Source organism: Streptomyces sp. CBMA29 (assembly GCF_014596445.1).
Taxonomy (GTDB): domain Bacteria; phylum Actinomycetota; class Actinomycetes; order Streptomycetales; family Streptomycetaceae; genus Actinacidiphila.
In genome coordinates this window covers 1-8,362 of the sequence record NZ_MECL01000214.1, presented here as the reverse complement: position 1 = coordinate 8,362, position 8,362 = coordinate 1, and the positions used below count along the sequence as shown (strand labels likewise).

Annotated in this window: 7 protein-coding genes; all 7 read left to right on the top strand. The window is 72.4% G+C overall.

The window, feature by feature from the left end; translation table 11 throughout:
* Positions 1-1,267, top strand: a 1,267-nt coding sequence (locus BGM09_RS28720) for an ATP-binding SpoIIE family protein phosphatase (protein ID WP_188284637.1), incomplete at its 5' end; no start/stop codon positions are given.
* A 186-nt stretch (positions 1,268-1,453) separates the two neighbouring features.
* On the top strand, positions 1,454-2,902 hold the full coding sequence (locus BGM09_RS28715; RefSeq protein ID WP_188284636.1) for a catalase: 1,449 nt from the start codon (positions 1,454-1,456) through the stop codon (positions 2,900-2,902).
* Between the two features lie 170 nt (positions 2,903-3,072).
* Positions 3,073-4,017 carry an SPFH domain-containing protein gene (locus tag BGM09_RS28710; protein ID WP_188284635.1) on the top strand — a complete coding sequence of 315 codons (945 nt, stop codon included), beginning with the start codon at positions 3,073-3,075 and terminating at the stop codon, positions 4,015-4,017.
* Positions 4,014-4,295, top strand: coding sequence for a hypothetical protein (locus tag BGM09_RS28705; RefSeq protein ID WP_317452934.1), 282 nt, complete (start codon positions 4,014-4,016; stop codon positions 4,293-4,295). The genes BGM09_RS28710 and BGM09_RS28705 overlap by 4 nt, the downstream gene beginning before the upstream one ends.
* A gap of 106 nt (positions 4,296-4,401) precedes the next feature.
* Positions 4,402-4,926 carry a PadR family transcriptional regulator gene (locus tag BGM09_RS28700; RefSeq protein WP_188284634.1) on the top strand — a complete coding sequence of 175 codons (525 nt, stop codon included), beginning with the start codon at positions 4,402-4,404 and terminating at the stop codon, positions 4,924-4,926.
* A complete protein-coding gene (locus tag BGM09_RS28695) occupies positions 4,923-5,624 on the top strand; it encodes an ABC transporter ATP-binding protein (RefSeq protein ID WP_188284633.1) in 702 nt (233 codons plus the stop codon). Before BGM09_RS28700 ends, BGM09_RS28695 begins: the two co-directional genes overlap by 4 nt.
* Complete coding sequence (locus BGM09_RS28690; RefSeq protein ID WP_188284632.1) at positions 5,621-8,044, top strand: FtsX-like permease family protein; 2,424 nt, start codon at positions 5,621-5,623, stop codon at positions 8,042-8,044. The genes BGM09_RS28695 and BGM09_RS28690 overlap by 4 nt, the downstream gene beginning before the upstream one ends.
* The last annotated feature ends 318 nt before the right edge of the window (positions 8,045-8,362 follow it).

Below are 8,362 nucleotides of genomic sequence, written 5' to 3'. Positions count from 1 at the left end.
GACCGGCCGCCGCGCCCTGCTGGCGCCGCTGCGCGGCCGTCGCCGGGTGATCGGCGCCGCGGTGCTGCTGCGGCGCGCGGACCGTACGCCCTTCGAGGCGGACGACCTGCTGGTGGCCGCCCAGCTCGCCACGCACACCGCGCTGGGCGTCGACAAGGCCGTGCTCTACGGCCGCGAGGCGTACATCGCGGACGCCCTCCAGCGCGAGATGCTGCCGGACTCCCTGCCGCAGCCGACCGGCGTCCAGCTCGCCAGCAGATACCTTCCGGCGGCCGAGTCCGCGCGCGTCGGCGGCGACTGGTACGACGCGATCCCGCTGCCCGGCAGCCGGGTGGCGCTGGTCGTCGGCGACGTCATGGGCCACTCCATGACCTCCGCGGCGATCATGGGCCAGCTCCGTACCACCGTCCAGACCCTGGCCGGACTCGATCTGGCGCCCCAGGAAGTCCTCTACCACCTGGACGAACAGGCCCAGCGGCTCGGCCAGGACCGCATGGCGACCTGCGTCTACGCCGTCTACGACCCGATCGCCCACCGGCTGGTGGTCGCCAACGCGGGCCACCCGCCGCCGGTCCTGCTGCACGCCGACGGCCTCGCCGAGGTGCTGCGCGTGCCGCCCGGCGCGCCCATCGGCGTCGGCGGGGTGCCCTTCGAGGCCGTCGAGCTGCCCGCCCCGGCCGGGGCGACCCTGCTGCTCTACACCGACGGCCTGGTCGAGTCCCGCAGCCGTGACGTGTGGGGCGGTATCGAGCTGCTGCGCGAACGGCTGCACGACGCCGCCAGCGTGGTCTCGCCGCCACCGCTGGAACCGCTGTGCGACGAGGTGCTGGAGATCCTCGGCCCCGGCGACCGCGACGACGACATCGCCCTGCTCGCCGCGCGCTTCGACGGCATCTCGCCCAGCGACGTCGCCTACTGGTTCCTGGAGCCGCACCCCCAGACGCCCGGCCGCGCCCGCCGCCTGATCCGCCAGGCCCTGCGCCGCTGGGACCTGGAGGACCAGTCCGACGCCGCCGAACTCCTGGTCAGCGAGATCGTCACCAACGCCGTGCGCTACGCCGAGCGCCCCATCACCCTGCGCCTCCTGCGCACCGACGTCCTGCGCTGCGAGGTCGGCGACGACGCCCCTCTTCTGCCGCGCATGCGCCACGCCGCCCCCGAGGAGGAGGGCGGCCGCGGTCTCTACCTCGTCAACCGCATGGCCCAGCGCTGGGGCGCCACCCGCTTGGGCGCGGGCAAGGTGGTGTGGTTCGAGCTCCCGATCTAGGGCCGCGCCGCCGAGGGGGTACGTGTCGGGGGGTGCCCTCCCGGGTGGGCTCAACGCGTGGCCGTGCGGCCGAACCCGCCGTGACCAAGGGTCACCGCGGTGTCGCTCAGCGTGCCGACAGGCATGTTCGGTGGGAGGGTGGGGAGCAGCGAGGTCATACGACTCCCGAGCGTGAGGACACTCTCGATGAGCACCCCGTACACCACCAACAACGCCGGTATCCCGGTCGAGAGCGACGAGCACTCGCTGACCGTGGGGGCCGACGGGCCGATCCTGCTGCAGGACCACTACCTGATCGAGAAGATGGCCCAGTTCAACCGGGAGCGGGTCCCCGAGCGGGTGGTGCACGCCAAGGGCAGCGGGGCGTACGGCCGGTTCGAAGTGACCAACGACGTCAGCCAGTTCACCCGCGCCGACCTGTTCCAGCCGGGCAGGCGCACGCAGATGCTGGCGCGGTTCTCGACGGTCGCGGGTGAGCAGGGCAGCCCGGACACGTGGCGGGACCCGCGCGGCTTCGCGCTGAAGTTCTACACCGAGCACGGCAATTACGACCTGGTCGGCAACAACACCCCGGTCTTCTTCGTGCGCGACACGATCAAGTTCCAGGACTTCATCAGGTCGCAGAAGCGCCGCCCGGACAACGGGCTGCGGGACAACGACATGCAGTGGGACTTCTGGACGCTCTCGCCGGAGTCCGCGCACCAGGTGACGTGGCTGATGGGCGACCGCGGCATCCCCAAGTCGTACCGGCACATGAACGGCTACGGCTCGCACACGTACATGTGGGTCAACGCCGGTGGCGAGAAGTTCTGGGTGAAGTACCACTTCAAGACCGACCAGGGCATCGACTTCCTCACCCAGGCGGACGCCGACACCCTCGCGGGCCAGAACGCCGACTACCACCGGCAGGACCTGTGGGAGGCCATCGACCGCGGCGACCACCCGTCGTGGACGCTGTATGTGCAGGTCATGCCGTTCGAGGACGCGGCGGACTACCGCTTCAACCCGTTCGACCTGACGAAGGTGTGGCCGCACGGCGACTACCCGCTGATCGAGGTCGGCCGGATGACGCTGGACAACAACCCCGAGGACTACTTCGTCCACATCGAGCAGGCGGCGTTCGAGCCCTCGAACATGGTGCCGGGCATCGGCCCGTCCCCGGACAAGATGCTGCTCGGCCGCCTGTTCTCGTACCCGGACACGCACCGGTACCGGATCGGCCCCAACTACGCCCAGCTCCCGCCGAACCGCCCGCACTCGCCGGTCAACTCCTATGCCAAGGACGGCCCGATGCGGTACGAGCCGTCGAACGCGGGGGCGCCGTACGCGCCCAACTCCTACGGCGGACCGGCCGCTTCACCGCAGGCGTACGGCGAGGTCACCGGCTGGCGGGCGGCGGGCGAGATGGTGCGCGAGGCGTACGCGCCGCACGCCGAGGACGACGACTTCGGGCAGGCGGGCACGATGGTGCGCGAGGTGCTGGACGACGCGGCGCGCGCCCGGCTGGTCTCGAACGTGGCGGGCCACCTCAGCGACGGCGTGAGCGCGCCGGTGCTGGAGCGGGCGCTGACGTACTGGCGCAGTGTCGACCGGTCGCTGGGCGACCGGATCGCCGGTGAGGTCACGACCGGCTGACGCCCATGGCCTGACGCCCACCGAAGCGCAGCCCCGAGGCACGTGATCATGTCCCGTGCCCCGGGGCTGCATCGCGTCCGGGTGCGGTTCAGGTCTCTGCCAAGGTTTGGGTTCCCCGAAAATATGATATCTATTTGATAGACACTTTTCCGGAGGAACGGGGACCCGCCATGTCGGACCAGAAACCACAGCTCGCCGTCGACGCACCGGACATGCCCGCGCCGCGGGTGCAGGAGCGACGGGCGGTGGGCATGCCCGGTCTGCCCTTTCTGCTGCTCGCGCTGGTGGTGGTGGCCGGTGGTGTGGCGCTGATCGTCGCGGGCGCGGTGCACGCCAAGAACCACCCCGGCGCGCTCGCGACCACGCTGATCATCGCGGGCGCGGTGGTCGTCCTCTGCGCGTTCATCACCCTGTTCGGCCTCACCCAGGTCGCGCCGGGCTCGGCTCGGGTCTGCCAGCTCTTCGGGCGCTACCAGGGCACCATCCGGCAGGACGGCCTGCGCTGGGTGAACCCCTTCACCAGCCGCCGCAAGATCTCCACCCGGCTGCGCAACCACGAGACCTCGACGCTCAAGGTCAACGACGCCTACGGCAACCCGATCGAACTGGCCGCGGTCGTGGTCTGGCAGGTCAGGGACACCGCGCAGGCGACCTTCGAGGTCGACAACTACGTCCAGTTCGTGAGCATCCAGACCGACACCGCCGTCCGGCACATCGCGACCAACTACCCGTACGACGCCCACGACGGCCAGTCGATCTCGCTGCGCGGCAACTCCGAGGACATCACCGAGCGGCTGTCCGCAGAGATCGCCGCCCGCGTCGAGTCGGCCGGTGTGAAGATCATCGAGTCCCGGTTCACGCACCTCGCCTACGCGCCCGAGATCGCCTCCGCGATGCTCCAGCGGCAGCAGGCCGGGGCCATCGTGGCCGCCCGGCAGACCATCGTGGACGGCGCGGTCGGCATGGTCGAGTCGGCGCTGTCCCGGATCGCCGAGCAGGGGATCGTCGAACTGGACGAGGAGCGCAAGGCGTCCATGGTCAGCAATCTGCTGGTCGTGCTCTGCGGTGACCGCGCCGCACAGCCGGTCCTGAACACGGGCACCCTCTACCAGTGACCCCGCCCGCGCCCGACGACGGGCCAGACGACGGGCCCGAGGGGGCGGGCGGCGGCGAGACCCTCGCCGCCCGCCCCGTACGCAAGCAGGTGCTGCTGCGGCTCGACCCCGCCGTTCACGACGCCCTCGCGTCCTGGGCGGCGGCGGAGCTGCGCAGCACCAACGCGCAGATCGAGTTCCTGCTGCGCCGCGCCCTCGCCGAGGCGGGCCGCCTGCCGAGCGCGACCCGCCCCCTCCCCCGCCGCGGCCGGCCCCCGAAGCCGTCGGCCGGCACGTAGAGCCCGACCCCGACACCAGCCCCCTCCCGCACCACCGCACGGCGGCGGAAGGCATCGTTCCCACGGGTATACATGACGTGTATACCCGTGGTGTACAGTGCTCGGCATGTCAATTGGGCACACCCTGCTCGGACTCCTGGAGTCCGGCCCGCGCCACGGCTACGACCTCAAGCGCGCATTCGACGAACGGTTCGGACACGACCGCCCGCTGGCCTATGGGCAGGTCTACTCGACGATGGCCAGGCTGCTGAAGAACGGCCTGGTCGAGGTGGACGGCATAGAGCCGGGCGGCGGCCCCGAGCGGAAGCGGTACGCGATCACCGAAGCCGGGATCACGGACGTCGAGACATGGCTGACGCAGCCGGAGAAGCCGGAGCCGTACCTCCAGACCACGCTGTACACGAAGGTCGTGCTGGCGCTGCTGACCGGCCGCCCGGCCGCCGACCTGCTCGACACCCAGCGCGCCGAGCACCTGCGGCTGATGCGCGAGCTCACCCGGCGCAAGTCGGCGGGCGACCTCGCGGACCAGCTCATCTGCGACCACGCCCTGTTCCATCTGGAGGCGGATCTGCGGTGGCTGGAGCTGACCGCCGCCCGTCTCGACCAGCTCGCCGCGGAGGTGGCCGCATGAACGCGTCGACCGAGCCCCGACCCGAGCCGCTGCTGGTGGCCGCGGGACTGCGCAAGGCGTACGGCCCGACCCCGGCGCTGGACGGCGCCGACTTCAGCATCAGGCCCGGCGAGGTCGTCGCGGTCATGGGCCCCTCGGGGTCGGGCAAGTCCACCCTCCTGCACTGCCTGGCCGGCATCGTGAAGGCCGACTCCGGCGAAGTGCGCTACCGGGGACGCGACCTGTCGGCCATGTCGGACGGCGAGCGCAGCGCGCTGCGCCGCGCCGACTTCGGCTTCGTCTTCCAGTTCGGCCAGCTCGTACCGGAGCTGACCTGTCTGGAGAACGTGGCGATGCCGATGCGGCTCGGCGGCGCCAAGCGCAGGCCGGCCGAGCAGCAGGCGGCGCAGTGGCTGGAGCGCCTGGAGGTCGCCGACATCGCCGACAAGCGGCCCGGCGAGGTCTCCGGCGGCCAGGGCCAGCGCGTCGCGGTGGCGCGCGCGTTGGTCGGCGGCCCGCGGGTCGTCTTCGCCGACGAGCCGACCGGCGCGCTGGACTCGCTCAACGGCGAGCGGGTGATGCGGCTGCTGACCGACGCCGCGCACGACACCCGCGCCGCCGTCGTCCTGGTCACCCACGAAGCGCGGGTGGCCGCCTACTCCGACCGGGAGATCGTCGTGCGGGACGGGAAGTCGCGCGACATGGAGCGGGTGTCATGAGCGGCCGCGAACCTCACGGCGCCACCGCCGCCGGGGCACCGGAACAGCCGGCCGGCGTACGGACCTGGGCGCGCGACCTCGCGCTCGGCGCGCGTTTCGCGGCGGGCGGCGGACGCGAGGGCTGGACCCGTACGGTGCTGACCGCCGTCGGCGTCGGGCTCGGCGTGGCGCTGCTGCTGCTCGCCGCCGCCGTACCGGCGATGCTGAACACGCGGGAGCAGAAGCGGGTGGCCCGCGACACCTCCGCCACCGCGTACATCGCCAAGCCGTCCGACCGCTCGCTGCTGGTGGCCGACGTCAGGACCGTCTACCGGAACACGCAGATCAGCGGCTCGCTGCTCCAGGCCGAGGGTGCGAAGGCGCCCTCGCCGCCCGGCGTCGCGCATCTGCCGGCCGCCGGGGAGATGGTGGTCTCCCCCGCGCTGCGCAAGCTGCTGAACTCCACGCCGCTGCTGCGCGAGCGCATCCCGTACAAGATCACCGGCACCGTCGGGGAAACCGGGCTGATGGGCCCGAGCGAGCTGCTGTTCTACGCGGGCAGCGATCAGCTCACCGCCCGTGACGCGAACTACGCGCACGGCAACGCCACTCGGGTCACCTCGTACGGCTTCCACACCCCCACCGAGGCGATGAGCCCGGTGCTGACCCTGCTGCTGGTCGTCATGCTGGTGGTGCTGCTGCTGCCGGTCGCGGTCTTCGTCGGCGCGGCGGTACGGCTGGGCGGCGAGCGGCGGGACCGGCGGCTCGCGGCCATGCGGCTGGTCGGCGCGGACATCCGGATGACCCGCAGAATCGCGGCGGGGGAAGCCCTGTTGGGGTCGCTGTTCGGGCTGGTGCTGGGCGCGGTGTTCTTCTTCGCCGGCCGGCAGCTGGCCTCGCACGTCACGATCCGTGACATCAGCGCGTTCCCCGCCGACATGACGCCGAACGCGGCGCTCACCACGCTGATCGTGCTGGCCGTCCCGGTGGCGGCCGTCGCCGTGACCCTGGTCAGCCTGCGCGGCACGGCGATCGAACCGCTGGGCGTGGTCCGCCAGGGGCTCGGCCGGCGCCGCACGCTGTGGTGGCGGCTGCTGGTCCCGGTGGTCGGAATCAGCCTGCTGGTTCCGCTGTTCGGTTCGGTCAACGGCAGCGACGCGCAGGTCAACGAGTACCAGACGGCGGCGGGCGCGGTGCTGCTGCTGTTCGGTGTCACCACGGTGCTGCCCTGGCTCGTGGAGGCCGTCGTCCGGCGGCTGCACGGCGGGCCGGTCGCCTGGCAACTGGCCACCCGCAGGCTCCAGTTGAACAGCAGCGCGTCGGCGCGGATGGTCAGCGGCGTCACGGTCGCGGTCGCCGGGGCCATCGCGCTCCAGATGCTCTTCGCGGGCGTCAACGACACCTTCGTGCACTCCACGGGCGCCGACCAGTCCCGTATCCAGGCCACCGTCAGCGCGCAGACCGCCGACGCGCGGCAGGCGGTCGACTACACCGCGAAGGTCCGGGCGACGCCCGGCGTGGCGCGGGCGTACGGCTTCATCAACTCGCGGGCCACCCAGCCGGACGCGAGCAAGCTCGACCCCAACGCCGACACCGCCTTCATCCCGCTGCTGGTCGCCGACTGCGACACACTGCGGCAGATGGCCGAGATCGGCTCCTGCGGGGCGGGCAGCGTCTACATCGTGCCCAACAAAGAGCGGTGGGGCGCGTCGTCCGACGCGGACCTGGCCACGTACGCCAGGCCCGGCAAACGCCTCGACCTCAACACCGGGGCCCTGCCGTACACCGGCACTCCGCGGCTGTGGACGGTCCCGGCCGACGCCCGTTCCGTCACGGCGCGGACCGACCCGCGCGGTCAGACCAACTGGGGTGTCCTGCTGACCCCCGAGGCCGTCGACCAGTCGAAGCTGGCCGATCCGACGGCCGTCGTCATGGTCAACCTCGACGCGGACAAGCAGGACGCGGTGGAGTACCTGCGCAACACCGGGGCAGCGCTCGGCCCGACGGTCACGGTCTCGGCCGTGAGCGACACCACGACGCAGACGCAGTACGGCCAGCTGCGGCGCGGCCTGTTCGTGGGCGCCGCCGTCACCATGGCGCTGATCGGCGCCAGCCTGCTGGTCACGATGCTGGAGCAGCTCCGCGACCGCAAGAAGCTGCTCGCCGTCCTGGTCGCCTTCGGCACCCGGCGCACCGCCCTGGGCTGGTCGATGCTGTGGCAGACGGCCATTCCGATGGCGCTCGGCCTGGTCATCGCCTGTGTCGGCGGGCTCGGGCTCGGCGCCGCGCTCCTGGCGATGGTCGGCCGTTCGTTCCACGTCGACTGGGCGACCGTCGCCCAGATGTCGGCGATCGGCGCGGCCGTCGTCCTGGCCGTCACCCTCCTCAGCCTCCCGCCGCTGTGGCGGCTGATGCGGCCGGACGGTCTGCGGACCGAATAGTCCGAACATCCGAGTGCCCCCGCGTCCGGAGGGGAGACGCGGGGGCACTCGGAGGGGACGCGAGGGCTCGGGGGGGGGGGGGGGGGGGGGGGGCCGGGGGGGGGGGGGGGGGGGGGGGGGGGGGGGGGGGGGGGGGGGGGGGGGGGGGGGGGGGGGGGGGGGGGGGGGGGGGGGGGGGGGGGGGGGGGGGGGGGGGCGGAGGGCGGTTCGCCGGAAGGAACCCCCACCCCCTCAGCCACAACGGACAGGCGGACGCCGACGGGCGAGGAGGGGACGGGGCGGGGTGCCCCCGCAGAAATACGTTGACAGGAAGGGTGC

Coding starts and splice junctions, on each gene's coding strand:
- BGM09_RS28690 (WP_188284632.1), top strand. CDS start 5,621: ATGAGCGGCCGCGAACCTCACGGCGCCACCGCCGCCGGGGCACCGGAA.
- BGM09_RS28715 (WP_188284636.1), top strand. CDS start 1,454: ATGAGCACCCCGTACACCACCAACAACGCCGGTATCCCGGTCGAGAGC.
- BGM09_RS28710 (WP_188284635.1), top strand. CDS start 3,073: ATGTCGGACCAGAAACCACAGCTCGCCGTCGACGCACCGGACATGCCC.
- BGM09_RS28695 (WP_188284633.1), top strand. CDS start 4,923: ATGAACGCGTCGACCGAGCCCCGACCCGAGCCGCTGCTGGTGGCCGCG.
- BGM09_RS28700 (WP_188284634.1), top strand. CDS start 4,402: ATGTCAATTGGGCACACCCTGCTCGGACTCCTGGAGTCCGGCCCGCGC.